This is a genomic window from Flavobacterium sp. GW821-FHT11G01, assembly GCF_058808175.1.
In genome coordinates this window covers 38538-62987 of record NZ_JBXARK010000002.1, presented here as the reverse complement: position 1 = coordinate 62987, position 24450 = coordinate 38538, and the positions used below count along the sequence as shown (strand labels likewise).

The 24450-nt window shown below is 33.3% G+C and carries 26 protein-coding genes; 18 read left to right on the top strand and 8 right to left on the bottom strand.

Features of this window, described 5'->3' with window-relative positions; all coding sequences use genetic code 11:
* Positions 1-91: 91 nt before the first annotated feature.
* A complete protein-coding gene (locus AC1RRN_RS04095) occupies positions 92-754 on the bottom strand; it encodes a TrmH family RNA methyltransferase (RefSeq protein ID WP_492966086.1) in 663 nt (220 codons plus the stop codon).
* Positions 755-871: 117 nt separating this feature from the next.
* Here AC1RRN_RS04095 and AC1RRN_RS04090 point away from each other — a divergent pair, with 117 nt between their 5' ends.
* The 4 genes from AC1RRN_RS04090 to AC1RRN_RS04075 all read left to right on the top strand — a co-directional run bounded on the left by AC1RRN_RS04090 (position 872) and on the right by AC1RRN_RS04075 (position 5986).
* Positions 872-1393: a GNAT family N-acetyltransferase gene (locus tag AC1RRN_RS04090; RefSeq protein ID WP_492966085.1), complete on the top strand. Its 522-nt coding sequence runs from the start codon at positions 872-874 to the stop codon at positions 1391-1393.
* 2 nt (positions 1394-1395) lie between these two features.
* Complete coding sequence (locus AC1RRN_RS04085) at positions 1396-2085, top strand: SIR2 family NAD-dependent protein deacylase (protein WP_492966084.1); 690 nt, start codon at positions 1396-1398, stop codon at positions 2083-2085.
* 80 nt (positions 2086-2165) lie between these two features.
* Positions 2166-3512 carry an adenylosuccinate lyase gene (gene purB, locus AC1RRN_RS04080; protein WP_492966083.1) on the top strand — a complete coding sequence of 449 codons (1347 nt, stop codon included), beginning with the start codon at positions 2166-2168 and terminating at the stop codon, positions 3510-3512.
* A gap of 236 nt (positions 3513-3748) precedes the next feature.
* Positions 3749-5986, top strand: a complete 2238-nt coding sequence (locus AC1RRN_RS04075) for a cation:proton antiporter (protein WP_492966626.1) — start codon at positions 3749-3751, stop codon at positions 5984-5986.
* Positions 5987-6084: 98 nt separating this feature from the next.
* On the opposite strand, the gene AC1RRN_RS04070 is transcribed toward AC1RRN_RS04075, so the two are convergent.
* Positions 6085-6723, bottom strand: a complete 639-nt coding sequence (locus AC1RRN_RS04070; protein WP_492966082.1) for a peroxiredoxin — start codon at positions 6721-6723, stop codon at positions 6085-6087.
* 110 nt (positions 6724-6833) lie between these two features.
* On the bottom strand, positions 6834-7745 hold the full coding sequence (locus AC1RRN_RS04065) for an AEC family transporter (RefSeq protein ID WP_492966081.1): 912 nt from the start codon (positions 7743-7745) through the stop codon (positions 6834-6836).
* Between the two features lie 274 nt (positions 7746-8019).
* On the opposite strand from AC1RRN_RS04065, the gene AC1RRN_RS04060 reads away from it, so the two are divergent.
* The 3 genes from AC1RRN_RS04060 (at position 8020) to meaB (ending at position 10450) form a co-directional block, all read left to right on the top strand.
* On the top strand, positions 8020-8427 hold the full coding sequence (locus tag AC1RRN_RS04060; protein WP_492966080.1) for an RrF2 family transcriptional regulator: 408 nt from the start codon (positions 8020-8022) through the stop codon (positions 8425-8427).
* Between the two features lie 55 nt (positions 8428-8482).
* Positions 8483-9124, top strand: coding sequence for an NAD(P)-dependent oxidoreductase (locus tag AC1RRN_RS04055; RefSeq protein WP_492966079.1), 642 nt, complete (start codon positions 8483-8485; stop codon positions 9122-9124).
* A 228-nt stretch (positions 9125-9352) separates the two neighbouring features.
* Positions 9353-10450, top strand: a complete 1098-nt coding sequence (meaB, locus tag AC1RRN_RS04050) for a methylmalonyl Co-A mutase-associated GTPase MeaB (RefSeq protein ID WP_492966078.1) — start codon at positions 9353-9355, stop codon at positions 10448-10450.
* A 183-nt stretch (positions 10451-10633) separates the two neighbouring features.
* Here meaB and AC1RRN_RS04045 read toward each other — a convergent pair whose 3' ends face one another.
* The 3 genes from AC1RRN_RS04045 to AC1RRN_RS04035 form a co-directional block, all read right to left on the bottom strand.
* Entirely contained in the window at positions 10634-12568 is a 1935-nt protein-coding gene (locus AC1RRN_RS04045; protein WP_492966077.1) for an LTA synthase family protein, read from the bottom strand.
* 61 nt (positions 12569-12629) lie between these two features.
* The gene (locus AC1RRN_RS04040) at positions 12630-12857 is read right to left on the bottom strand and encodes a DUF8828 family protein (RefSeq protein ID WP_056196313.1); all 228 of its coding nucleotides are present in this window, start codon (positions 12855-12857) and stop codon (positions 12630-12632) included.
* Positions 12858-12884: 27 nt separating this feature from the next.
* The gene (locus tag AC1RRN_RS04035) at positions 12885-14270 is read right to left on the bottom strand and encodes an MATE family efflux transporter (RefSeq protein ID WP_492966076.1); all 1386 of its coding nucleotides are present in this window, start codon (positions 14268-14270) and stop codon (positions 12885-12887) included.
* A 227-nt stretch (positions 14271-14497) separates the two neighbouring features.
* Here AC1RRN_RS04035 and AC1RRN_RS04030 point away from each other — a divergent pair, with 227 nt between their 5' ends.
* A complete protein-coding gene (locus AC1RRN_RS04030; RefSeq protein WP_492966075.1) occupies positions 14498-15043 on the top strand; it encodes a hypothetical protein in 546 nt (181 codons plus the stop codon).
* Between the two features lie 177 nt (positions 15044-15220).
* Here the strand turns inward: AC1RRN_RS04030 and AC1RRN_RS04025 are convergent, their stop codons facing one another.
* Entirely contained in the window at positions 15221-16096 is an 876-nt protein-coding gene (locus AC1RRN_RS04025; protein WP_492966074.1) for a PPK2 family polyphosphate kinase, read from the bottom strand.
* Between the two features lie 207 nt (positions 16097-16303).
* Between AC1RRN_RS04025 and AC1RRN_RS04020 the strand changes: the two genes are divergently transcribed.
* From AC1RRN_RS04020 to AC1RRN_RS03980, 9 genes are all read left to right on the top strand, one after another.
* On the top strand, positions 16304-17140 hold the full coding sequence (locus AC1RRN_RS04020) for a DUF6929 family protein (protein ID WP_492966073.1): 837 nt from the start codon (positions 16304-16306) through the stop codon (positions 17138-17140).
* 9 nt (positions 17141-17149) lie between these two features.
* Positions 17150-17380 (top strand): hypothetical protein, encoded by a 231-nt coding sequence (locus AC1RRN_RS04015; RefSeq protein ID WP_492966072.1) that lies wholly within the window; start codon positions 17150-17152, stop codon positions 17378-17380.
* 11 nt (positions 17381-17391) lie between these two features.
* On the top strand, positions 17392-17661 hold the full coding sequence (locus tag AC1RRN_RS04010; protein WP_492966071.1) for a hypothetical protein: 270 nt from the start codon (positions 17392-17394) through the stop codon (positions 17659-17661).
* Positions 17662-17922: 261 nt separating this feature from the next.
* The gene (locus AC1RRN_RS04005; protein WP_492966625.1) at positions 17923-18423 is read left to right on the top strand and encodes an RNA polymerase sigma factor; all 501 of its coding nucleotides are present in this window, start codon (positions 17923-17925) and stop codon (positions 18421-18423) included.
* A gap of 2 nt (positions 18424-18425) precedes the next feature.
* Positions 18426-19388, top strand: coding sequence for a hypothetical protein (locus AC1RRN_RS04000; protein ID WP_492966070.1), 963 nt, complete (start codon positions 18426-18428; stop codon positions 19386-19388).
* 77 nt (positions 19389-19465) lie between these two features.
* The gene (locus AC1RRN_RS03995) at positions 19466-19885 is read left to right on the top strand and encodes a TonB-dependent receptor plug domain-containing protein (protein WP_492966069.1); all 420 of its coding nucleotides are present in this window, start codon (positions 19466-19468) and stop codon (positions 19883-19885) included.
* Positions 19886-20004: 119 nt separating this feature from the next.
* Entirely contained in the window at positions 20005-20592 is a 588-nt protein-coding gene (locus AC1RRN_RS03990; RefSeq protein ID WP_492966068.1) for an LURP-one-related/scramblase family protein, read from the top strand.
* A 111-nt stretch (positions 20593-20703) separates the two neighbouring features.
* Positions 20704-21420, top strand: a complete 717-nt coding sequence (locus tag AC1RRN_RS03985; RefSeq protein ID WP_492966067.1) for a 3-ketoacyl-ACP reductase — start codon at positions 20704-20706, stop codon at positions 21418-21420.
* A gap of 50 nt (positions 21421-21470) precedes the next feature.
* Complete coding sequence (locus AC1RRN_RS03980; RefSeq protein ID WP_492966066.1) at positions 21471-21974, top strand: hypothetical protein; 504 nt, start codon at positions 21471-21473, stop codon at positions 21972-21974.
* Between the two features lie 106 nt (positions 21975-22080).
* Here the strand turns inward: AC1RRN_RS03980 and mtaB are convergent, their stop codons facing one another.
* Positions 22081-23415: a tRNA (N(6)-L-threonylcarbamoyladenosine(37)-C(2))-methylthiotransferase MtaB gene (gene mtaB / locus AC1RRN_RS03975; RefSeq protein ID WP_492966065.1), complete on the bottom strand. Its 1335-nt coding sequence runs from the start codon at positions 23413-23415 to the stop codon at positions 22081-22083.
* Positions 23416-23905: 490 nt separating this feature from the next.
* Between mtaB and AC1RRN_RS03970 the strand changes: the two genes are divergently transcribed.
* Positions 23906-24427, top strand: coding sequence for a hypothetical protein (locus AC1RRN_RS03970; RefSeq protein WP_492966064.1), 522 nt, complete (start codon positions 23906-23908; stop codon positions 24425-24427).
* Positions 24428-24450: the final 23 nt, after the last annotated feature.

Sequence of the window (24450 nt, the reverse complement as noted above, 5' to 3'; positions counted from 1 at the left end):
CAAGGTTTCCAAAACCTTGTAGGTTTAAATTATAGGCTTTCAAAAATACCTACAAGGTTTTGAAAACCTTGCAGGAAACCCATAAACAATATTATCTGGGATTTTCTTCAAAATAACGTGCTTCAATTCGCTTAATATCTTTGATGGAGTTTCTGGCCCAAGCCAAACGTTTCTCTAAAATTTCTTCTTCTGATAATTGCCACTTGATATCTGAATTTCTTAATCTATTGGTTAAGTTTTGAATGATAATTGCCGCCGAAACCGAAATATTCAAACTTTCGGTAAAACCAACCATAGGGATTTTCAGGAATCCATCGGCTTTTTGCAGAATTTCTTCTGATAACCCGTCTCTTTCTGTTCCGAAGAATAAGGCACTAGGTTTTGTAATATCGAAATCTTCCAGCAAACAATCATTTTCGTGCGGCGTTGTTGCAATAATTTGATAACCTTGATTTTTTAAAGTGGAAACACAAGTTGTAATGGAATCAAACTGATGGATATCAACCCATTTTTGAGCGCCCATTGCAATTTCCTTATCGATTTTTTTTCCGTAACGCTGCTCGATAACATTCAATTCCTGAATTCCAAATACCTCACAACTACGCATCACGGCACTTGTATTGTGCATTTGAAAAACATCTTCGACCGCAATTGTAAAATGTTTTGTACGATTTCCTAAAACATTTAAAAATCTTTCTTTGCGATTATCTGTTAATATATTTTCGAGGAAAGCGAGGTAATCTAAATCAATCATTATATTTCAATTTGCCACAAAAATACATTTTTTATCTTTCTTTTTAATTTCTTCAAACTACGGTATTCTTTAGTATCACGAAAACTTTGATTAAATTCGTAAAAAAATATCGCCCGCATGCAAACGCCCGCAATTAAAAAAATTGGTCTTTCAGAAATACAAGAATTACAAAAAATAGGAAGACAAACATTTTCTGAAACTTTTGCCGATGTGAATTCTGAAAAAAATATGAACGCTTATTTAGATGAAAAATTTGCGATCGAAAAATTGACAGCTGAATTATCAAACTCTAATTCTGAATTTTATTTCGCTCATATTGATGACAAAATTATTGGTTATTTAAAAGTAAATTTTGCAGAATCACAAACAGAACTTAAAGACAAAAATGCTTTAGAAATAGAACGTATTTATGTTTTGAAAGAATTTCACGGATTTAAAGTCGGACAGCTTTTATATAATAAGGCATTTCAAATAGCGAAAGATTCGGACTTACATTATATTTGGTTAGGTGTTTGGGAAGAAAATCACAAAGCGCTGAATTTCTATAAAAAGAATGGCTTTGTCGAATTTGACAAACATCTTTTTGTTTTAGGAGATGACGAACAAACTGATTTACTGATGAAATTAACTTTAAAATAAAAATGAAAAAGAAATTAGTCGTTTTAACCGGAGCCGGAATCAGTGCAGAAAGCGGTATCAAAACTTTTCGTGACAGCGATGGTTTATGGGAAGGTCATGATGTTATGGAAGTTGCAACTCCGGAAGGTTGGCGTAAAAATCAGGAATTGGTTTTAGATTTTTACAACAAAAGACGTCAGCAGCTTAAGGAAGTAGAACCGAATTTAGGTCACAAAATTTTAGCCGAATTAGAACAGGATTTTGATGTTCATATTATTACACAAAATGTCGATGATTTACACGAACGCGCCGGTAGTACAAAGGTTTTACATTTGCATGGAGAATTATTAAAAGTAAGAAGTGTTCAAAATAGAAATCTTATTCTCGATTGGACCGAAGATTTATATACTGGAGATTTTGATGAAAACGGACACCAATTACGACCACATATTGTTTGGTTTGGCGAAGATGTTCCGGCATTGGAAGAAGCAATTGAAATTACAGAAACTGCAGATTATTTTGCGGTAATTGGAACTTCATTACAAGTATATCCAGCGGCCGGACTGATTTCGTATACGTATAGCATTACACCAGTCTTTTATATTGATCCAAAACCAATTGCAATTCCGAACATTCAAAATAAAGTGGAAGTTATCGCTAAAATCGCTTCTGAAGGTGTAGCCGAATTAAGAGACCGTTTAAAATCAATTTAAAGACATAATTAGATAGTTTTGATGCCCTCTAATCGCCAAATTCTGTTTATATTTGCACCTTTCGAACAAACAACATAACAATGACTACTTTAAACGAATTGAATGCTATATCTCCAATTGACGGAAGATATAGAAGTAAAACTCAAAATTTAGCACCTTTTTTCTCTGAAGAAGCTTTAATAAAATATCGCGTATTAGTTGAAATTGAATATTTCATTGCTTTGTGCGAAGTGCCTTTGCCACAACTTGCAAACGTAAATTCAAATTTATTTGACAGTTTGCGTGACATCTACAAAAACTTTTCTACTGAAGACGCACTTTGGATTAAAGAAACAGAAAAAGTAACCAACCACGACGTAAAAGCGGTTGAATACTTTATTAAAGATGCTTTTGAAAAATTAGGTTTATCTCAATACAAAGAGTTCATTCACTTCGGATTAACATCTCAGGATATTAACAATACTGCAATTCCGCTTTCTACAAAAGAAGCTTTTGAGCAGGTTTATATGCCATCATTAATTTCTTTAATTTCTAAATTAAAAGAATTAAGCGTAGAATGGAAAGATATTCCAATGTTGGCTCGCACACACGGACAACCGGCTTCTCCTACTCGTTTGGGAAAAGAAATTTTGGTTTTTGTTGAGCGCTTAGAAGAGCAAATGCGTCTATTATTCAATATTCCTTTTGCAGCTAAATTTGGTGGTGCAACAGGAAACTATAATGCACACCACGTTGCATATCCACAAATCGACTGGAAACAATTCGGAAATAAATTTGTTGAAACAGGTCTTGGTTTACACCACTCTTTTCCAACAACTCAAATTGAGCATTATGATCATTTTGCAGCATTTTTTGATGCTTTAAAAAGAATCAACAATATCATTATCGATTTAGATCGTGACATCTGGACGTACGTTTCGATGGAATATTTCAAACAAAAAATCAAAGCGGGTGAAATCGGATCATCAGCAATGCCACATAAAGTTAACCCAATTGATTTTGAAAATTCTGAAGGAAATTTAGGAATTGCCAATGCTATTTTTGAGCATTTAGCAGCTAAATTACCAGTTTCAAGATTACAACGTGATTTAACTGACAGTACTGTTTTACGTAATATTGGCGTGCCAATTGGTCACACAATTATAGCTTTTGAAGCGACATTAAAAGGTTTAAACAAATTGTTATTGAACGAGGCTAAATTTGCTGAAGATTTAGAGAAAAACTGGGCAGTTGTTGCTGAAGCGATTCAAACGATTTTACGTCGTGAAGCGTATCCAAATCCATACGAAGCCTTGAAAGGTTTGACAAGAACTAATGAAGCAATTGATAAAAATGCCATTCATAATTTTATTGCGACTTTAGAGGTTTCTGATGCTATTAAAGCAGAATTAATGCAAATAACACCTGCCAATTTCACAGGAATCTAAAGAAATCCCAAAATATTTTACCAAAAAAAGCTATCTTTATCGAGATAGCTTTTTTTATTTACCTCGGGAAGTTTTTAGCCCAGATTGAAATGAAAAGCCTTTTGCGAAAAAAGCCATATTTTTTTGCAGGTACAGAGCGACCAACGGAAGCTCCTGGAACTGCTTAAAAAATAGGCATTTTGAGTAAAAGCTTGAAATGGAAAGCTGGATTAGCTCCTGAACAAAAATACCACTTTATGATTGCCTTATACGCTGCTGCAGAAACTACACACCATTTGAGACCTTTAATTAGTGATTTGGGATTGATCCTGATCACTGCCGGAATTGCTGTATTACTTTTTAAAAAAATGAAACAGCCTTTGGTTTTGGGCTATTTGATTGCGGGGTTTTTAGCAGGAAATCATTTTGACTTTTTCCCATCGATTACTGAAATGAAAAGTGTCGAAGTTTGGGCCGAAATCGGTGTGATCATTTTATTGTTTAGTTTAGGACTCGAATTTAGTTTTAAGAAATTAATGAAAGTTGGCGGCACGGCTTCTATTACCGCTATTACCCAAATCATTACCATGGTTATTATTGGCTATCTGGTCGGGCAATGGATGGGGTGGGCTTCTATGGATAGTATTTTTCTGGGCGTAATTTTATCAATCTCCTCCACTACAATCATTCTAAAAACCTTTGATGAATTAGGGGTTAAAGCTCAAAAATTTGCCGGAATTGTTATCGGTTCACTTATTGTTCAGGATATTGTAGCCATTTTGATGATGGTTTTACTTTCGACCATTGCAGTAAGTCAGCAATTTTCAGGAAGTGAATTGATGATGTCGGTTCTAAAACTGATTTTCTTTTTGACTGTCTGGTTCTTAGGAGGTATATTTTTCATCCCTACACTGCTTAAAAAAACAAAGCATTTACTAACAGATGAGATGCTGCTGATTATTTCGTTAGCTTTATGTTTAATGATGGTTAGCTTTGCTTCGAATGTTGGTTTTTCACCAGCGTTAGGCGCTTTTATAATGGGATCAATTATTGCCGAAACCACACAAGCAGAACATATTGAACATTTAATAAAACCTGTAAAAGATCTATTCGGAGCGATTTTCTTTGTATCTGTGGGAATGTTAATCGACCCTAAAATGTTGTACACCCATGCGCTTCCTGTTGCTATTTTAACGCTTGTAACTATTGTGGGACAATCTGTAAGTTCTACAATTGGAGCTTTACTTGCCGGACAGCCGCTGAAACAATCCGTACAAACCGGGATGAGTTTATCTCAAATTGGGGAGTTCTCCTTTATCATTGCCACTTTAGGAATGACATTGAATGTTACAAGTTCATTTTTATATCCGGTCGTAGTTGCCGTTTCGGCCATAACAACATTTACTACACCGTTTATGGTAAAATACGCGGTTCCTTTCTCCAATTTTCTGGAACGCAAATTACCACGAAAATGGGTAAAAAACATTAACCGTTATAGTGTCAATGCACAAGCTATAAAGTCAGTTAGTATTTGGCAAAAAGTACTAAATGCTTACATTATACAAATCGTTCTGCACACGGCTATTATTGCAGCTGTTATTTTGTTATCATCCAAATTTGTAGCGCCTTTGGTTGCTGACACCAGATTTGGAAATACATTGGCAGCATTGATAACATTGGTTGTTATTGCTCCATTTTTATGGGCACTTTCGTTAAGACGCGTGGCCGATGAAGAAGTAGAATTACTTTGGGAAGAACGCAAATATCGTGGTGCACTTTTGATGATGATTTTGATCAGAATGAGTTTAGGATTGTTTTTTATTGGTTTCCTACTGAATATTTTCTTCTCGCCATTAGTTGCTTTTGTTGCCTTGATAATCGCAATTGCGGTATATCAAATATTCCCTAAAAAATTAAATGAACAATATCATAGAATTGAAAGTCACTTTTTAAAGAATTTAAATGATCGAGAAAACAAAAAAATAGATAGACGCTATGCGAATTTGATGCCTTGGGACGGTCACATGTCATTTTTTGATATTGGAAAAGAATCGAATTTGGCTGGGAAAACATTAGAAGAATTACGTATTCGCGAGCAAATGGGAATTAATATCGCGTATATAAAACGAGGCGATGTTATGATCTCTATTCCCACTAAAAATGAACGTTTGTTTCCTGGTGATGAAGTATGTGTAATTGGTACCGATGCGCAAGTTACCGAGTTTACCAAATATTTAAATCAAAACGAAGTTGAAGCACCTGCATCAGTTGAGGAATCTCAAATTGTATTGCGTCAACTGGAAGTTTCTCAAGATGAATTTATTGATAAAAGTATCGGTCAATTTAGAGGAAAAACAGGTGGAATGGTTGTGGGAATTGAAAGAAACGGAAACCGAATATTAAACCCGGAATCAAATATCGTATTAGGAAAAAATGATATTATCTGGGTTGTTGGAGATAAAAAAAGAATGAGTGAGTTGATGAAGAAAACTTAATCTAAGTTGCTAAGAAACTAAGATGCTAAGTTTCTAAGATTTCATTGAGAAAAAACTCAGTATCTTAGAAACTTAGCATCTTAGAGGCTTAAAAAAACTTATTTATTCGGTTGCGGTGTCATACGCAAATACGGTTTTATTGGCGTGTGCCCTTTTGGGAATTTAGCCGGAATATCACTATCCGGAACCGCTGGAGTAATTACTACATCTTCACCATCTTTCCAGTTTGCCGGAGTTGCTACGCTGTAATTGGCTGTTAATTGCAAACTATCAATAACACGAAGTAATTCGTCAAAATTTCTTCCTGTTGAAGCCGGATACGTTAAAGTCAATTTGATTTTTTTATCGGCACCAATTACAAAAACAGAACGAACTGTAAATTTATCGCTGGCATTTGGATGCAGCATATCATATAATGTTGCTATTTTTTTATCTTCATCTGCAATTATCGGAAAATTTACTGTTGTATTTTGAGTTTCATTGATGTCTTTGATCCACTCTTTGTGTGACTCTAAACCATCAACACTCAACGCTATAACTTTTGTATTTCTCTTTGTAAATTCCGGTAGATAATTAGCTACTGTTCCTAGTTCTGTTGTACAAACGGGAGTAAAATCTGATGGATGTGAAAATAAAACACACCACGAATCTCCTAACCATTCATGAAAATTGATTGGTCCTTCAGTGGTTTCTGCATGAAAATCCGGAGCTATATCGCCTAATCTTAATGTTGACATAATTATATTTTTTTAGTTCCTCTAAAATTACTAAAAAAAATAATTAAAAAAACTAAACTCTACTTTTTCTATCAATTTTATTCTAAACACATAAAATGAGTCAAAATATCTTATATAAAACCAACAATAAAATACCAAATTGCAAGGGTTATAAAAGATATCGGAATACCGAAACCAATCATCATGCTGCTTAACTTTGGCTTTAAGCCATAAGTCGAAGCTAATATTGCGCCTGTAATCATTGGTGCCATTGCGATTTCTATTATAGTAATTTTAATCGCCTCAGAATGTTGATTAAAAATGAAAACATATAAAACCATAATAATAAATGGCGTCACGATAAGCCTGAAGAAAAGCCCTAATCGTAAAAATCGCCAATGCTGGCTTTTTCTATCAAAATTCAATTGTAATCCAACAGAAAATAAAGCCAAAGGTGTCACCAAACTTCCTACTTTCAATAAAACAGATTGAACATTTAAATCTAAATCATATTGAAAAATATTCAAAGAGCAGGCTACCACAAACGTAATGAACGGCGGAAATAAAATTACTTTCTTAAGGATACTCCACGCATCGGGGCTTCCTTTAGAATAAAAAGCCGCCACAAAAACACCCAAAGTCGAAACTACAACAAAGGTTCCGGGTTGATCTACCAGAATAGCGGTTTCTAAACCTTTTTTTCCAAACAAAGCTTCTACTATAGGATAACCCAAGAAAGAGGAATTACTCAATCCTGCAGTCAAAACCAAACAACCAATTAGTTTATTTGACCAACCTAATCTTCTCCCTAAAAAATGAAAGAAGATAAAAGCCAGAAAAAAACTAATCCACCCCGCTCCTATTGGAAACAACAAATCGTTATTCCATTTTATCTTCGGAATATGATATAAAGTAATGGCTGGCAAGCATATATAAATAACAATTTTATTAATGCTTTTGTAAATATGAGTGGGAAATCGCTTCACATTTTGCAAAAGCAATCCCAAAAACAAGAAGAAGAATATCTGAATAAAATTGTTCATATCGTAGGTTCACGACAAAAATAAGGATTTCTAGTTTAGTAATTAGTGATTAGTCTTTAGTAATTAGTCCTTAGTAATTAGTTCCTAGTGATTAGTTATTATGAATAAGTAATTGTCTATTTCTTTTTTAGTAAACTTAATAAAACAACTTTTACATAAACTCACTAAATTAAGGACTAAGCACTAAGGACTAATCACTAGGAACTAAAAAAAACGTTAAAATTATTTTTTGCATTATAAAACTCACTACATTTGTAATATATTTTATTACAGTATGATTTCAGGTAAATTTGCCATAACGATTCACATTCTTACTTTGCTTACTAAATATCCAAATGATTATTTATCATCTGAATATATAGCGGGAAGTATCAACCTGAACCCTGTTTTGGTACGAAAAGAAATTGCGAATTTAAAAGCGCATCATATTGTAGAAAGTAAAGAAGGTAAAAATGGCGGAACAAAATTAGCTGTAGATGCCACGAATCTTACTTTGAAAGAAATATTTGAAATGACTTTTGAAACCATTAATTTGGGATATGCTAAAAATCAACCTAATCCAGATTGTCCGGTTGGAAAAAAAATCAATCAAAATTTAGCCGCTTTATATGCGGATATGAATCAAAAAGTTAGTTTACAATTAGAAGGAATTTCTTTAGAAGATTTTTCGAATCAGTTCTAAAACTTTTTTTTACACAAAACTGTAACTTTTTTTATTACTATTAAATTATATACTTATGAAAATCGCAATTATTGGAGCAACAGGATTTGTTGGCTCAGCCATTTTAAACGAATTGACAAGCAGAAATCATGAAATTACTGCCATTGCCAGAACACCAAAAGTGACTGCAAATGTGAATTGGGTAGCTGCTGATATTTTTAATTCAGATGCATTAGCCGAAATATTAAAAGGAAATGATCTTATAATTAGTGCTTACAATGCCGGATGGACCAACCCAAACATTTATGACGATTTTATCGCTGGTTCGAAATCTGTTCAGGGCGCCGTAAAAAAATCAGGAGTAAAACGTTTCATTGTTATTGGAGGCGGCGGAAGCTTGTTTGTAGCTCCAGGTTTACAAGCGGTAGACACGCCTGATTTTCCAAAAGAATATTATGTTGCTGCTACTGCTGCACGTGATTACCTGAATATCATTAAAGAGGAAAAAGAACTGGATTGGGCATTTTTTAGTCCGGCATTTGAAATGCACGCCGGAACTACAACAGGAAGAACCGGGAAATACCGTTTAGGATTAGAAAACCCAGTATTCAATGACGAACAAAGAAGCATTTTATCTGTAGAAGATTTAGCAGTTGTAATTGCTGACGAAGCAGAAACTCCAAAACATCATCAGGTTCGCTTTACTGCAGGCTATTAATTTTTAGTAAAAACAAGTACTATTTGTCATCCTGACGAAGGAAGGATCACACTAGAAACTCGACAAAGATTGGCGACTTTCTATGTGGAGTTCCGTGTGTGATCCTTCCTTCGTCAGGATGACAAAAAACGGAATAACAAATTCGTGTAAATTCGTGTAATTCGTGGCAAACTAACTTTTTGAAACTGTTTTTGTTTTCTGTATTTTTACAATACCAAAAAATATATTTTGTCAAGTCAAAAAAAACCATCCAGCAGTTTACAAGAAAAAGCCGGTATTTCACCTCCTGAAATTATCAATGTATCGGCTATCAGTCAAATACAAAAAAACAGGCGAAAACAACCTTCTTCAGAAGAATTAATTAGTGGAATTCTTGATGGCAACATAACTTCTTTAAGTCGCGCTATTACTTTGGTAGAAAGTACGAATCCCGAACATACTGAAAAAGCAAACGAAGTTATTAAAGGATGTTTGCCACATGCTAATAAATCTATCCGAATAGGAATTACTGGTGTTCCCGGCGTTGGAAAAAGTACTTTTATTGAAGCCTTTGGAACGTTTCTAACAGGACTTGGTAAAAAAGTAGCGGTATTGGCGGTTGATCCGAGTAGTTCGCTTTCGCATGGGAGTATTTTGGGCGACAAAACACGTATGGAAGAACTGGTAAAAGATGAAAATGCTTTTATCCGGCCAAGTGCTTCCGGAGATACTTTAGGCGGCGTGGCGAGAAAAACCCGTGAATCGATTATTTTGTGTGAAGCAGCTGGTTATGATACTATAATTATCGAAACTGTTGGCGTTGGCCAAAGTGAAACTGCCGTTCAAAGCATGGTGGATTTTTTCTTATTACTGAAAATTTCCGGTGCCGGGGATGAACTTCAGGGTATTAAACGTGGTATTATGGAAATGGCCGATGCTATTGTGATCAACAAAGCGGATGGTGACAATATTAAAAAAGCGAATCAGGCAAAGTTAGAATTCAATAGAGCTTTGCATTTATTTCCTCCCAAAAAATCAAACTGGCAGCCAAAAGTGACAACTTGCAGTGCGATTACCAAAGAAGGAATTTCTGAAATTTGGGACACCATTTCAACTTACTTTCAAATGACCACTGAAACTGGTTTCTTTCCCGAAAAAAGAAAAGAACAAAATCATTTTTGGATGATGGAAACCATCAATGAACAATTGAAACTGAACTTCTATAATCAGCCCGAAATCATTTCGCAATTAGAACAAAACAAAAAAGCAGTGCAAAATGATGAAATTTCACCTTTTGCAGCTGCTTCTGATTTATTAAAATTTTATTTTAATAAAGGTTCAAAGTAGCAAAGGTTCAAAGGGACAGAGGTTTTTTTAAAGTCTCTAAAATTTTCTTCAATTTTGTCATTCCAAATGGAGTCTAGAACATATTAATTTTTTTAAGGACTTAAAATATCAAAGGTTCAAAGCAACAAAGTTTTTCTCTGTTTCTTTGAACCTTTGTTCCTTTGTTCCTCTGAACCTTTGAAACTATTTTTTTCTTAACTTATACTTATTCTCCTTATATAAATTTCCTGCCGTAATTACATGCGCTAAAGCATCTTTTGCTAATTCTTCATTTAATTTTACAGGAATTAAAGTCGTGTCGTTTTTGATTTCAAACTGCAGCGGTTTCAAATTGGGTTGCATAATAACAACCTGATTTTCGACTCTGAAAGCGTTAATATCATTAAACTGCATAATTGATCTTCCTTGCGTTTTGGCATCTAACTTATTTAAGTTTCTACCAACCATTGGTGTTTCAAAAGGAATTCCTAAATAACCTAATAAGGTTGGCGGAATATCAATCTGACTTGCCAAATTACTGTAAACTGTACCTTTCTTCACTCCTGGCCCCATTATTAAAGCAGGAATATGAAATTTATTGATTGGTACTAAATTCTTTCCGTACGTTCTTGTATTGTGATCTGCAATAACAATGAAAATAGTGTTTTTAAAATACGCTTCTTTTTTAGCCATTTCGAAGAATTTTCCAATAGAGAAATCGGCATATTTCATGGCATTATTAACAGTTGCAGGTGTTTTATCAAAAGGTTTGATTCTTCCTGTCGGATATTCAAAAGGTTCGTGATTTGAAGTCGAAAACATTAAAGAAAAGAAAGGTTTATCGCCTTTTGCCTTAAAGTAATTATTTGCTTTGGTAACCAAATCTTCATCAGAATATCCCCAGGTTCCTTTGAAGGCATACTTATTTCCATCTGATTCAAAATCTTCCTGATCAACAATATCCTGAAAACCATTTCCGTTGAAAAACGAAGCCATATTATCAAAATTCGCCATTCCACCATAAATAAAACTGGTGTCATACCCTTTTTGTTTTAAGGCATCTGCAAGCGTAAAAAATCCTTGTTGTGAATTCCCTAATTTTACCACACTTTCAGAAGGTGAAGGTAAAAATCCGGTTACAACCGCTTCAATTCCACGTACGCTTCGTGTTCCGGTACAATATAGATTGGTAAACAATAAACCTTCTTTCGACAATTTATCAAATTCCGGTGTCAATGGTTTTCCACCTAAAATTCCAACGTATTCAGCACCTAAACTTTCTTGTAAAAAAATAACCAGATTATAAGGCTTTTTGTTAGCAGAATCCGGTTGCTGAACATGCAAAAACGGAATCTCGGCATCTGTAAAATCATTTGGACCGGCAATCATATATTTTTTTACACGGGCAATGGCTTCTGCTTCATCCATTTTTCCGTACATCTTGGTATTTCCTTCATTTTTAATCGAATATGCTGCAAAAGCTACGGTATAAAACGAATTTAATCCAAGCGTATTTGTCAATTGATCCGTAGAAAAAACAGCATTACTGGCATTGATTGGACGTTTTGAAGTAAGACTTGAACGCGCTCCAAAAAACAATAAAAAAGCAACTAATGGAAAAACCATTAATTTGAATTTATAGTCAGCCAGTGATGTATAAAAGTATTTTTTTCCTTTTTTGAAAGCAAAATAGATAACAACTCCCAAAATCAGGAAAGTAACTATAATCGAAGTCAGGTAACTTTTTAAAAGCATTCCGACCACTTCCTTTGGATAAATAAGATAATCTAAGAAAATTTTATTCGGACGTGTGTCGTATTGTTTTACAAAATCCGGAGAAGCTAATTCTACAAACAGAATAAGAAACAGAAATAAGAAACTATAAATTACAAGGAATTTATTCGTAAACTTCAACCATTTATTCGGAAGAAAAGTAATTAAAACCGCAGGAAGAAAAGATAAATAACATAGTAAAATCAAATCCATTCGGAGACCGATTGGAAAAATGTACCAGAAATTTGGTGTTTCGACAACCCTATCTTTAAAAATAAAAAATAAAAATAGTCGGCTCAGGGTAGTAATTAGCAATCCGATTGCTATAAAATTAAAAATGGGTTTTAAAAAACTTAATTTTTTCATTAGAAAGATTTAGAACGTAAAAAATAATTTCAAATTAGTAAAGACGCACTGCAGTGCATCTCTACTCTTCGTAACGATTTATTTCTCTGTCATAAAATTCATTTGCTTTTTCAATCAAGCCTTCCATTTCTGCATTTAATTCGGCTTCATCAAGATCTTCTGCTTCTTCTAAAAACTCAACCTCATCATCTTTTAAATTAATTATAAATCTTGGGTAATCAAGGTGAACGATAAAAATATCATCTGGAAAATCAGTATTGTCTCCGAGTAAAAATTTAGGTAATTCCATTTTATTATTGTTTTATATGCTTCAAATTTAACTATTTGAAACTGAATTATTAATTAATTTTTTGGTTAAGTAATGAAAACGAATGTACAGAAATACAGCTGCTGAGGTTAATCCTGCCAAAAGTCCAATCCATACGCCGCTGGCTTTCCAGGGTGTATATTCTGCCAAATAATACGAAATCGGGAAACCAATTACCCAATAAGCAACAAAGGTAATATACATTGGTACTTTTACATCCTGCAAACCACGAAGTGCTCCCAAAACCACCACCTGTATTCCGTCCGAAATTTGAAAAATAGCCGCTATCAAAAGTAATTTTGATGCAATACTTATCACTTCATTATTATCTAAAAGTTGTCCGCCATTTTCCATATTTAAAAAGATATACGGCAAGTAATTATGAAAGACAACAAACAGAATAGCAAAAATAGTTTCAAGAATAATGGCCAATAAAAAAATAGAACGGGCCACAACCACCAGGTTTTTAAAATCCTGCAAACCTCTTTGATTACTCACTCTAATCATCGAAGTTACACTTAATCCCATCGCAAACATAAAAGTCATCGATGCCAGACTCAACGCAATTTGATTGGCAGCCTGACTCGTTTTTCCAATATTTCCACAAAGCCAGATTGAAGCTGTAAACAATACTACTTCAAAAAGCATTTGCATGGCTGATGGAAAACCAATACTTATTATTTTTTTTATCGTTTCTTTTTTAATTTCCTGAAAACTGAAATCCTTAAAAAAGCGTTTTAAATCATTTCTTCTTGACAGCATAATATGCATGAACATCACCAAAAATATTCTTGAAATTACTGTTCCAAGAGCTGCACCGATAATTCCCATTTTTGGAAAAATCCAAATACCATAAATCAGCATATAATTAATACCAACGTGCAGCACATTTGCCATAATCATAGCGTACATCGAATATTTTGTCATCGACATTCCGTCAGCAAATTGTTTGTATCCCTGATACATAATCAGCGGAATTAAAGAAAAAGCAACCCAATCAAGATATGGTTTTGCAAGTTTGATTACATCGGCTGGTTGATGCAGTAATTCCATTATTGGCTTTGCCAAAACAATTACACCAAAAAGCATTAATCCTAAAATAGTACATAAAAATAAACCATGATGAAAAGCAGAACGAACTTTAGTATCATTCTTTTCCGCATCACCTTCGGCCACGATTGGAGTAATTGCTGTAGAGAAACCAATTCCTAAAGACATGGCAATAAAAATCATACTGTTTCCAAGGGAAACAGCAGCAAGTTCAGTACTTCCCAACTTTCCTACCATGATATTATCGACGATACCTATTAAGGTATGCCCCACCATTCCTAAAATTACGGGATAAGCTAACTTTAAGTTATATGAAAACTCCTTTGTATACTGTGCTAAGTTCAATTCTATTCTTTTTAAGTCGGCAAAGATAATCAGAAGCTTTGAATTCTGCAGTATTATTAAAAAAGATAAGCAGGTTTTAAGAAATCAACAGAAAATAAAAGTTCAAATTTCAATCATAAAAAAAGTGGTTTTTAAAATTATATAACAATTCCAGAAAATTATATAACGACTACCAAACACCTCAATACTACTTTTACATTATTAATAATTCAAAAAAAAATGCCTTTATGATCTCAAGAAATCTGAAATTTATCTGCCTAGCTGCTATAGCTTTTTTATCTGCCAACACAACTTTCGCTCAAGAAACTGCAATTGCAAAAACTGAAGGTGAAATTAAAAATTACGATCAGGGTTTTAGATTGGGATTTGGTTTAAACGGAGGTTTACCAACTGACAATGCTTACGACTGGTCTCTTGGTGGAGACGTTCGTTTACAATATGATTTAACAAAAAGAGCTTCATTAACCCTGACAACTGGTTTTACCAATTTATTTATGGGAAAAGATGACAATGGAGTTGATCAAAAAGATCTTGGATTTATTCCTGCAAAAGCTGGTTTTAAAGCCTTCATTTGGGAAGATCAATTCTATGTTTTAGGTGAAGTTGGTGCGGGTTTTGCCGTTACAAACGGATATAACGACACCACTTTTTTATGGGCGCCAGGAATTGGGTACGCCAACAAGTATATCGATATCAGTGTCCGCTACGAGGACTACAATAAATTCAAAACCAATCAGGTGGCTTTACGTCTTGCCTACGGATTTGATTTATAAAAATACGTTCATTTATTCTTTTGTTTTTGGTATGAACCCGACAGATCCTCATAGTCTGTCGGGTTTTGTTGTTTTATAGAAAGTCCAAAAAAATCAAAAAAAATAACCCGACTGGTTTCAAAACCAGTCGGGTTTAATTATAAAATTATCTAATTTTCTAATTGACAAATTATCTAATTATCCACCCAATTCTTTTTTATACATTTCGATATTGGCTTTAATCTTATCGTCCAACTCTGGTTCTTTAATATCAGTATGTTTTTGCATTTCTTCCCAAATAATTTTGGCAACAATATAGCGGGCCATTTCTTTATCATCAGCGGGAACAATATACCATGGCGCATTTTCTGTCGAAGTTCTGTTTATGGCTTCTTCATAATATTTTTGATATTCATCCCAATGTTCACGTTCTTTTAGATCGCCTGGTGAAAATTTCCAATTGTGTTTTCCTTCTTCCAAACGGCGTAATAAACGTCCTCTTTGTTCGTCTTTGCTCAAATGCAGAAAAAATTTCATTACAATCGTTCCGTTCTCTGCAATATGCTTTTCGAAATTATTGATTTGGTCAATCCTTTTTTTCCAGAATTTGGGCGTAATATCTTTAACCGAATTAATTCCCGGTAAATTCTCTCCCAAAATATATTCCGGATGTACACGTGTTACCAAAACATTTTCATAATGTGTTCGGTTAAAAATGGCAAATTTTCCCTTTTCAGGCAATGCAATATAATGTCTCCATAAATAGTCATGCTCTAATTCAGTCGAATTGGGCGTTTTAAAACTATGCACCACAACTCCACGCGGATTAAATTCCTTAAAAACTTCACGAATCAAACTATCTTTTCCGGAGGTGTCCATTCCCTGCAGGCAAATTAAAACACCGTATTTATTATGCGAATACATCACATCCTGCAAATCGCTTAATTTTTTCTGAACTTTATCTAATTTTGCTTCCTTTTCATCACTATCGGCATCAATGTTGAGTTGAGTTGGAATCTTGGCTAACTTTATTTTATCTGTAACTTTAAAATCATTCGGATCAATAGATTTCATATTTCTGAGTTTTTATATTATAAATATACTAATTTTACGAAGCATATTCCTGCTATTCATTGCAATACTTTTTCAATAAATTGTTTTTTTACAAGACACAACAAGAGCTTCCTCCGGTCGCTTTGTTCTGCCAGTAAAAAATACAATTTCTCCTCAAAGTATTTTCATTTCTATCAGGGCTAGGCACTCTTTTTCAAAACAACATTCATGGAAAAATTTACATTAGAAATACTATTTCAAATTATCGGAATCGGATCAGCATCCGGATTATTCTTCAATAACAATTCTCTTTATATCATTGGCGATAATAGCGGATTTTTATACGAATACAATATGCAGGATCAACAATTAAACCATCATCCTTTAATTGAAAATGCATCGCAAAACATTCCAAAAAATATAAAACCTGATTTTGAATCGGTAACACATCACAATGATACTTTATATGTTTTTGGTTCCGGCTCTACCGAAAAACGAAATAAAATGATTGCATTCGATCTTAAGTCAAAAACCATTTTACAAAAAAATGATTTAGTCGATTTATATGCGTTAATGCAAAGTTTCGGCAAAATAAAACCGGAAGATTTCAATCTTGAAGGTGCTATTTTCGATGGCGAAAACTGGTATTTATTCAATCGCGGTAACGGAATATCAAACAAAAACACCATTTTCACTATTCACGCCAAAAGTTTGGGCGAAGAATTTGCTTTGGTTGCCTCGAATTATAAATTGCCTAAAATTAAAGGAGTGCGTTCCAGTTTTACCGACGCTATTTTAGTCGAAGACAAAATTTATTTCTTATCAACTGCTGAAGACACCAAATCAACTTACGACGATGGTGAAATCTTAGGAAGTTTTATTGGAAGAATAGATCTTAAAACCATGAAAATCGATTTCACTCAAAAAATAACTTCAACCAATAAATTTGAAGGTTTGACTTTTTACAAAAAAGAAAACGGTAAAATTGAGTTTTTACTTTGCGAGGATAATGATACAGAGCTTTTAGAGACAAAGATTTTTAAGTTGAGTTTGTCTGTTAAATAAAAAACCTCTATGAAAAAAATATTCCTTTCATTAATAATAGTTTTCATTCTTTTGACTGGCGCTTATCTAATTTATGATTTTAAAATAAATAACATCGATAAAAATAATTCTAAAACTGCAAACGCAGAAGATTTAAGTCCAAATACAACAAAATATTATAAATCTTTATCACCAAAAGATCTAGATCCAAAATCATTTATTGCACTTTTTACTAGAAATATAACAAAGATTCAAAACTGAATTTTGTAACATTGAGTGGAGAATTTCCTGAAGATTGGGTCAAACCAAATGATGTTCAATATTTAATTTCAATTATGTATTCTAAAGAAAAATGTTGCGGATACATGAATACTTTCTCCTCAACTATTTCAAGTGAAGATGCTGAAGTTGGAGGTTTTGCCATAATCTTTTTAAACGCTTATATTTCTAAGACAAAAATCAATTTAGGATTAAATTCTAATCCGAAAGTAGATTCAGCTTCAATTAAAAAAATTGAAACGTGGTATCAGAAAAATAGATAATATATTCGCCTTGTATGTCATTCCGAGGAACGAGGAATGACAAAATTGTCGGTAATCGTAGAGGCGCACAGCAGTGCGTCTCCCGCAACGTAGACGCACTGCTGTGCGCCTCTACAAAATAAAAAACGTATATTTAAAAAAATAAACGCCCATTTCTAAACTTTTTTTCATCGCCGTCCCAACCTTTTTCTCTTTTAAGCTCTCTTTAGTATAAAGACAACAATTGTGATAAACGAAACCATCATTTCTAACTGCAAAAAAATGCACCGCGATGCCCAGCGTCAGGTGTATGAGCATATGGCTCCAAAATTGTATCGCGTTTGCAAACGATACCTAAAAAAGGAAGAGGAAATTGAAGAAGCTATGGCCGACGCTTTTTATACTGTTTTTACCAAACTGGAACAACTTAAAGAACCAAAGGCTTTTGAGGCCTGGGCGCGAAAAATAACCGTCAATCACTGTTTGGCAACTATCAAGAAAAACACCAATTTCAATATGTATCTTGATGATGTCAAATTACTTTCTCAACCTTTTACAGATGAAATTAATGCTCTGGAAGAAGAAGATTTACTCAATTTACTAAACCATATTCCGGACGGATGTAAAACTGTTTTTAACCTTTTTGTTATTGAAGGTTTTGGTCACAAAGAAATTGCAGCAATGCTGAATATTTCTGAAGGAACCTCAAAATCACAATTGAATGCAGCTAAAACCAAGCTGAAGGAATTAGTAAACAAATTGTATTATCAAAAAGCAAAGTAGTCATGGACAATCAAGATAAAATATTCGATAAATTTAAAGAAGCCGCTCACAACTCGGAACAGAAAGACTTTCCGGGAATGGAAAAAGTCTGGGCGCGTGTTGAAGAGAAACTAGATAAAAAAGAAGATAAAAAAGCCATTTCGTTATGGAAAAAAATTGCCATTGCAGCTTCTCTTTTATTACTTATTTCTTTAGGGACACAATTTTTTAAATCAGATAAAAACACTACGATTCCAGCTTCAGAAGTTGTCGTAAATGAAACAGAAAAAGAAGTAATTCAGAATTCAGAAATTAACAAGGATGGAGTTGCTGTCGAAGACTCTAAACTAATTCAGAAAGCGGAAGCGGTTAAAATTTTAAACAAACAAATAAAGAAACAGCAAACTACGGTTGCCAACAACGAGACTATTACAATTCCAGAAGCTGTTGGTGCAGGAACAGTTTACGCGCCTGTTTACGAAGAAGCAAACGCACCAATTTCAGAATCTGTTTATTCAGGTTATACTAATGACGACGAACATTCAGTTGAAAAAGATAAGGTTGCCGATTTTGGTTATTCAAAAAAGATGGAAAGAGAAACCTTTGCTGCAAAAGCCGAACAACAAGCTGAACGAGCTAAAAAAAGCACTCCTTTGGTTATCTTAAACGGAAAAGCAATGTCTCATAGCAATGATGCTAAAAGAGATGAGATGATGCAGACAGAATTACCAAACTTACAACCCGAAAATGTAGAATCGTTAGTGGTTTTAGACGAACCTTTATATATTATTGATGGCGTTTATTATTCGGAAAATGATTTATTTGGAGATAATCCTACGAGTCCATATGCGCCTTTAAACAAACAGGAAATCAAAACAATCACCATTCTTCAGGATTTAGAAGCTGTGGCTAAATACGGTGAAAAAGGAAAAAAAGGAGTTGTGATTATTACAACTAAAACCGGAAAACCAGCAGAAAAAAAATAATCTTATCTAGAAATCTTTGTCAGAGTTTGAAACTTTGACAAAGATTAATTCCAAGAGCAATCTTAAAAATCACTTTCATGAAAAAAGTAAAACTTATTTCATTAGCCTTTTCTATGCTTGTATGTTTCGTATCAAAAGCGCAGGAAAAAATGCCAATTGAAAAAGCGATTGTTATTGAAACTAAATCACTTGTTCCAACAAATTCAATCAAAATTGCTGATGTTAAAATACCTACTAATTTCCCACAGCAAGACACTTCACGTAAAATACGAATAGTTTGTATGAAAACCATTTCTAAAACAAGTGAACCTTTATATATTCTGGACGGAATTCAGGTAAATACAAAAAAAATTGCCGAAATAAATCCCAATGATGTTCAGGAAATAAAAGTTTTAAAAGGAATTGATGCAACTTCTATTTATGGAAGTCAGGCCGTAAACGGAGTTGTTATTATTACAACAAAAACAAAGAATAGTCTAAACAATAAAAAAGAATAAAATTGGTTTTGTCCGCTAATTCATTCCTATTATTAACCAATATTTATTTACATTTGGTCTCCTTTTGAAAAATATTTCAAAAATTATTCTAGTACAAAATCAATTTCAAACAAAATTTCATGAACCCAATTTTAAATCAGAATCTATTTCTTGTCAAAGAACATATTGGAATGTTTAAAGCCGCTAACAATTATGACATTTACAATCCGGAAAGCAATCAACTTATCATGAATTGCAGAGAAAACAATTTGGGATTTTTTACCAAAATGTTACGCTTTACAGAATATAAAAGAATGACACCTTTTAATATTGAAATTACTACGGCTTCGGGCGAAAAAATAATTGGTGTGAAACGAGGAATTGCCTGGTTTAGATCAACAGTGGAAGTTTTTGATGAGAAAGATCGTTTGGTTGGAACTTTCAAACAAAAGTTTTTTTCAATTGGAGGAAAATTTGAGATTTTAGATAAAAACGAAAAACCTGTTGCAACACTTCAGGGAAAATGGACAGGTTGGGATTTTAAATTCAGCCATGAAAACAAACAACTGGCTCAGGTAAATAAAAAATGGGCCGGAATGGGCAAAGAGTTTTTTACCAGTGCTGATAATTACGTTTTACAAATTGAAGAAAACGTACCGCAAGACAGTCCGCTTAGACAATTAATTTTGGCTGCCGTCATGTGTATCGACATGGTTCTAAAAGAATAAAAAAGTTGTTAAACTTAGATTAAGAAAATATTTAAAGCATTATTTTAGGAAGCAAAAACTGTATTTTTGTGTTACTAAAATAATGCTTTCTGCATTTCTAAAAATACTATCATGACAGACTTAAAAAATAAAAATGCCCTAATTACAGGAGCCGGAAAAGGAATTGGAAAAGCAATTGCCATTGCTTTAGCCAAAGAAGGTGTAAACGTAATTTTGATTTCGAGAACCCAAACCGATATTGATCAATTGGCAGACGAAGCATCAAATTTAGGCGTAAAATCATTGGCTTTAGCGGCAGACGTTTCGGATATTGATTCTATAAATAATGCTGTCGAAAAGGCATTGTCAAAATTTAAAACAATAGACATTCTAATCAATAACGCCGGAATTGCTTCTTTTGGAAAATTCATGGAATTAGAGCCAGCTGCCTGGGAAAAAATTATTCAGGTAAATTTAATGGGAACTTATTATACCACCCGCGCCGTTATTCCAAATATGATCGAAAGACAAACTGGTGATATTATTAATATTTCATCAACTGCAGGATTAAACGGAAATGCATTAACAAGTGCCTACAGCGCTTCAAAATTTGCAGTTTTAGGTTTGACTGATTCTTTAATGCAGGAAATGAGAAAACACAATATTCGTGTTTCGGCCTTAATACCAAGCACTGTTGCAACTGATTTAGCCATAGATTTAAATTTAACGGACGGTAATCCGGAAAAAATAATGCAACCTGAAGATATAGCAGAACTATTAATTGCTCAGCTTAAATTAAACCGCAGAGTTTTTATTAAAAACAGCAGTATTTGGTCTACAAATCCGTAACTTACTTTAATCTTTAACGAAGATTTAAACGCCTTAATTTAAAACGTCAAATGGAACAATATTTAAGACAATTAATTGCAATAGAATTTACAGATAAAAAAGAAATTTTCACTGGGTTCCTTATTGATTATTCTGATGATTGGATTCTTTTGAGAAACAATCCAGTCGATTATATTCTGGATGGTTTTGTGATTCTGAAAAACAAAAACATAGAAGCAATCCACAGAGATCAGGATCTTGCCTTTACAGAAAAAGTAATCCGCTTAAAAGGATTGAAAACAAGCGCCGAAGATATTATTCCGATTAAAGATTTATCTACGATTGTAAATTTCTTAACCAATAAATATGGTATTTTTCAGATTTCAAAAAAATCAGCTAAATCAGCTTATTTAGGTAAACTGCTTGAGTTAAATAACGAAGAACTAACTATTGATTTTCTGGATACAAGAGGTCAGTTTGGTGGTGAATTAAGTTTCAATCCTGAAAAAATCAGAGTAATTGAATTTGATACGGATTATATTAATTCTTTGAAGTTGGTGATTCCGGAAAATTAGAAATAGAATTTTATTTTATAAAACAGAAAAGCCCTTTTTTAAAGGGCTTTTCTGTTTTTAATATCCACTTAAGAAACAAAACATTTCACAAGTATCATTTATCATTTTATGCTTCTGCCAATTTGTTTAAAAATTCTAAACGAACACTTCCGTCTTCATCGATTTTTGTCAAATTAATTTCTTGCAATGTATTAATCAATTCAGGATTCCATGGCGTTTTTACTTTTACATAGTTTTCAGTAAAACCATGAATATATCCTTCTTTATTTTCACCTTCAAAAAGAACCGTTCTGTTAGTTCCTAATTGACTTTCGTAAAAAGCACGACGTTTTTTAACAGATAAACCACGGAGCATTTTGCTTCGTTTTGCACGCACATTTGCAGGAACTACTCCAGACATATTAGCAGCTTCTGTATTATCTCTTTCTGAATAGGTAAATACGTGCAAATACGAAATATCCATTTCATTTAAGAAATGATACGTTTCCAAAAAGTGCTCATCCGTTTCTCCTGGAAAACCAACAATAACATCAACGCCAATACAAGCGTGTGGCATTACTTCACGAATCTTATTCACGCGTTCGGTATATACTTCACGTAAATAACGCCGTTTCATCAATTTTAAAATATCATTGCTTCCAGATTGCAACGGAATATGAAAATGCGGAACAAAAGTGCGACTTTTAGAAACAAATTCAATTGTTTCGTTTTTTAATAAATTAGGTTCGATTGATGAAATTCGCAAACGCTCAATTCCGTCAACCTTATCTAAAGCCTGAACTAAATCAAGAAAAGTATGTTCGTGTTTTTTATTCCCAAATTCTCCTTTTCCGTAATCTCCAATATTTACTCCGGTCAAGACAATTTCTTTAATATTTTGAGCTGAGATTTCTTTTGCATTTTGTAAAACATTTTCAAGAGCATCGCTTCGTGAAATTCCCCTTGCCAACGGAATTGTACAATACGTACATTTATAATCGCAACCATCCTGAACTTTCAAAAAAGCACGGGTTCTGTCTCCAATAGAATAACTTCCAACGTAAAAATCAGCTTCGGCAATCTCACATGAATGTACTTCACCCATATCGTTTTTGCTTAAGTCATGAATATAATCGGTAATTTTAAATTTTTCTGTAGCACCCAAAACCAAATCAACACCATCGACAGCTGCCAATTCTTCCGGTTTTAATTGAGCATAACAACCAACAGCCGCCACAAAAGCCTTTTCATTAAGTTTCATTGCTTTTTTTACAACCTGCTTAAATTGTTTATCTGCATTCTCTGTAACCGAACAGGTATTGATAACATAAATGTCTGCAACTTCTTCAAAATCGACACGATCAAAACCTTCATCATTGAAGTTTCTGGCGATTGTAGAAGTCTCTGAAAAGTTCAGTTTGCAACCAAGCGTATAAAAAGCAACTTTTTTTCTGTTTTCCATAGGAATAGACTACGTTTTAAGTAGTAAGATATTATATTTACATCTCTTTTGAAGAGTTTGCAAATTTACGTACAATATTCTTTAAAATAAAATCAATAATATACTATATATCAACATTTTGCACGTAGCCTGTATTTTGAATCAACCTGAAAAACAGTTATACAAACAAAGTATATTTAAAAAATTGCATAATTTTAGAAGAACAAAAAATATTTTCAATAAGAATAAAATGACAAAATATCGATTAAAAGCAAATATTATCGATTAAATACATTTTTTTGCCGTTTAAATTGAAATTTTCTTACATTTAACTTTGTTTAGAAAATTTTTAGGAGTATTTTCACTTCGCTAAAAAGAACTAAATTATTTTATAAACAAATTACGCATAACAATTTTGTTTTTTACTCGTTATGTTGTTGTTTTGTTATAATAAAAAATGGGAAGGCCGAAAACCAGAAAGAGTAGGCGAAAATTATAAATCAAATTCTATATGAAGGCATTTTTACCCACAATCTGCTTGATGTTCTTAACCGTTTTTAGTTCGCAAGCGCAAACTAATACTCCGGCTGCAACAAATCCATTTCCATCAATTAGCACTTTAACAACTTGGGCGAGTTTAAACTCTCAATCACAATTTGATATTGCTATTCGTGCGGTTGGATTTAAATTTGAAGTAAAGGAACCGGGTGCAGAATCTACATCTTATACTTATATCCGTAAAGTAACTGTAAATGAAGTAAATTATACTGACAGAATTGTGTATAGAATTACAAACAATAATTCAGCAAGTATTATTTCACTAGTTACAGCTTCTACAGATTTAGTAAGCTTATACACACCACAGTTGGCAACTTTCAAAAATAACAATTGTAAAACGGAAATGTCTAAAGACAAAAACACGACTTGCAGCTGTTATGAAAGTGTAAATTTTGCAATCGATCTTTGCGACGAACGTGTAAAATTAACAATGGGTGATGGAAATAAGTATTTTGTTTCTGTGGCTAAAAAATAATACCAAAAAAATCAGAGAATAAA

Bases quoted from the DNA above. Each gene is read 5' to 3' on its own strand.
- AC1RRN_RS04095 (WP_492966086.1), bottom strand. From the start codon at position 754: ATGATTGATTTAGATTACCTCGCTTTCCTCGAAAATATATTAACAGAT.
- AC1RRN_RS04090 (WP_492966085.1), top strand. From the start codon at position 872: ATGCAAACGCCCGCAATTAAAAAAATTGGTCTTTCAGAAATACAAGAA.
- AC1RRN_RS04085 (WP_492966084.1), top strand. From the start codon at position 1,396: ATGAAAAAGAAATTAGTCGTTTTAACCGGAGCCGGAATCAGTGCAGAA.
- purB (WP_492966083.1), top strand. From the start codon at position 2,166: ATGACTACTTTAAACGAATTGAATGCTATATCTCCAATTGACGGAAGA.
- AC1RRN_RS04075 (WP_492966626.1), top strand. From the start codon at position 3,749: ATGATTGCCTTATACGCTGCTGCAGAAACTACACACCATTTGAGACCT.
- AC1RRN_RS04070 (WP_492966082.1), bottom strand. From the start codon at position 6,723: ATGTCAACATTAAGATTAGGCGATATAGCTCCGGATTTTCATGCAGAA.
- AC1RRN_RS04065 (WP_492966081.1), bottom strand. From the start codon at position 7,745: ATGAACAATTTTATTCAGATATTCTTCTTCTTGTTTTTGGGATTGCTT.
- AC1RRN_RS04060 (WP_492966080.1), top strand. From the start codon at position 8,020: ATGATTTCAGGTAAATTTGCCATAACGATTCACATTCTTACTTTGCTT.
- AC1RRN_RS04055 (WP_492966079.1), top strand. From the start codon at position 8,483: ATGAAAATCGCAATTATTGGAGCAACAGGATTTGTTGGCTCAGCCATT.
- AC1RRN_RS04045 (WP_492966077.1), bottom strand. From the start codon at position 12,568: ATGAAAAAATTAAGTTTTTTAAAACCCATTTTTAATTTTATAGCAATC.
- AC1RRN_RS04040 (WP_056196313.1), bottom strand. From the start codon at position 12,857: ATGGAATTACCTAAATTTTTACTCGGAGACAATACTGATTTTCCAGAT.
- AC1RRN_RS04030 (WP_492966075.1), top strand. From the start codon at position 14,498: ATGATCTCAAGAAATCTGAAATTTATCTGCCTAGCTGCTATAGCTTTT.
- AC1RRN_RS04025 (WP_492966074.1), bottom strand. From the start codon at position 16,096: ATGAAATCTATTGATCCGAATGATTTTAAAGTTACAGATAAAATAAAG.
- AC1RRN_RS04020 (WP_492966073.1), top strand. From the start codon at position 16,304: ATGGAAAAATTTACATTAGAAATACTATTTCAAATTATCGGAATCGGA.
- AC1RRN_RS04015 (WP_492966072.1), top strand. From the start codon at position 17,150: ATGAAAAAAATATTCCTTTCATTAATAATAGTTTTCATTCTTTTGACT.
- AC1RRN_RS04005 (WP_492966625.1), top strand. From the start codon at position 17,923: ATGCACCGCGATGCCCAGCGTCAGGTGTATGAGCATATGGCTCCAAAA.
- AC1RRN_RS04000 (WP_492966070.1), top strand. From the start codon at position 18,426: ATGGACAATCAAGATAAAATATTCGATAAATTTAAAGAAGCCGCTCAC.
- AC1RRN_RS03995 (WP_492966069.1), top strand. From the start codon at position 19,466: ATGAAAAAAGTAAAACTTATTTCATTAGCCTTTTCTATGCTTGTATGT.
- AC1RRN_RS03990 (WP_492966068.1), top strand. From the start codon at position 20,005: ATGAACCCAATTTTAAATCAGAATCTATTTCTTGTCAAAGAACATATT.
- AC1RRN_RS03985 (WP_492966067.1), top strand. From the start codon at position 20,704: ATGACAGACTTAAAAAATAAAAATGCCCTAATTACAGGAGCCGGAAAA.
- AC1RRN_RS03980 (WP_492966066.1), top strand. From the start codon at position 21,471: ATGGAACAATATTTAAGACAATTAATTGCAATAGAATTTACAGATAAA.
- mtaB (WP_492966065.1), bottom strand. From the start codon at position 23,415: ATGGAAAACAGAAAAAAAGTTGCTTTTTATACGCTTGGTTGCAAACTG.
- AC1RRN_RS03970 (WP_492966064.1), top strand. From the start codon at position 23,906: ATGAAGGCATTTTTACCCACAATCTGCTTGATGTTCTTAACCGTTTTT.